1 protein-coding gene is annotated in these 1,197 nt (G+C 62.7%); it reads left to right on the top strand.

Annotation, left to right across the window (positions count from 1 at the left end; all coding sequences use genetic code 11):
- The first annotated feature begins 68 nt into the window (after positions 1 to 68).
- Positions 69 to 1,040, top strand: coding sequence for an IS5 family transposase (locus ACODRX_RS25795; protein ID WP_488874400.1), 972 nt, complete (start codon positions 69 to 71; stop codon positions 1,038 to 1,040).
- Positions 1,041 to 1,197: the final 157 nt, after the last annotated feature.

Here is a 1,197-nt window from a genome sequence, read left to right as displayed (position 1 = left end):
GGAAGGTCTGCAAAACCTCTCGTCAATCCGACTGGTGTGCAACCTGAGGAGCAAGGACGATCACGGACATGAATCAGATCACGCTCGGCCTTGACCCGCTACCCAAGAAGACCCGCAAGGAGGTTTTCCTCGAAGAGATGAACCAAGTGGTGCCGTGGGCGGCGCTGGTTGCATTGATTCAGCCGCACGCGCGCGGCGCGCATCAGGCACTGGGCGGACGCCCGCCATTTGCGCTCGAGACGATGCTGCGCATCCACTGCCTGCAACTGTGGTGGAACCTGAGCGACCCAGCGATGGAAGAGGAACTACACGAGCGGCCGCTGTATCGGCGCTTCGTAGGCTTGGAAGGTGCGGCGCGCATGCCGGACGAGACGACCATCCTGCGCTTTCGGCATCTGCTGGAGAGGCACGAACTGGCGCCTCAGGTGTTGGGCACCATCAACGCCATGCTGACCCAGCAAGGCCTGATGCTCAAGACCGGCACGGTGGTGGATGCCACCATCATTGCCGCGCCGAGTTCGACCAAGAACAAGGACGGTGAGCGCGACCCCGAGATGCACCAGACCAAGAAGGGCAATCAGTGGCACTTCGGCATGAAGGCGCATATCGGTGTGGACGCCGAGTCCGGCCTGGTGCACACCGTCGTTGGCACGGCCGCCAACGTCAACGACGTGACCCAAGCCGGCGAGTTACTGCACGGCGAGGAGACCGATGCTTGGGGCGATGCGGGTTATCAGGGTGTGGACAAGCGCGAGCAGTTCAAGGACAGCAAGGTGCGCTGGGAAGTGGCTTTGCGGCCAGGCAAGCGCCGCGCCCTCGACTCCGAGCGCGAGTTGCATCAGTTGTTGGAGAAGGTCGAGAAGCTCAAGGCCAGCATTCGGGCCAAGGTCGAGCATCCGTTTCGCGTGGTCAAGCAGCAGTTCGGCTACGCCAAGGTGCGCTACCGGGGCCTGGCCAAGAATACGGCGCGGCTGACGATGCTGTTTGCGTTGGGCAATTTGTGGATGGCGCGCCGGCAACTTCTGGGAGCGCAGGGATGAGTGCGCCTGCATGGCGCCGACCAGGCGCGGTGACCGCGCATAACGCCGAGATTCGACGCCAATCTGGCCCGGAATCGTCGCTCCTATCCCCATCTCGAAGCTCAGGCCGCGCTGGTCAAGCTGTCAGCTTCGACGAACGGGGTTTTGCAGACCTTCC

The sequence above is a fragment of the Comamonas sp. FG99 genome (assembly GCF_057808605.1).
The sequence above is the reverse complement of the archived record's forward strand: the minus strand, read 5'-3'. Positions and strand labels throughout refer to the sequence as shown.

Excerpts from the sequence above, each read along its gene's own strand:
- ACODRX_RS25795 (WP_488874400.1), top strand. The coding sequence starts at position 69 with ATGAATCAGATCACGCTCGGCCTTGACCCGCTACCCAAGAAGACCCGC.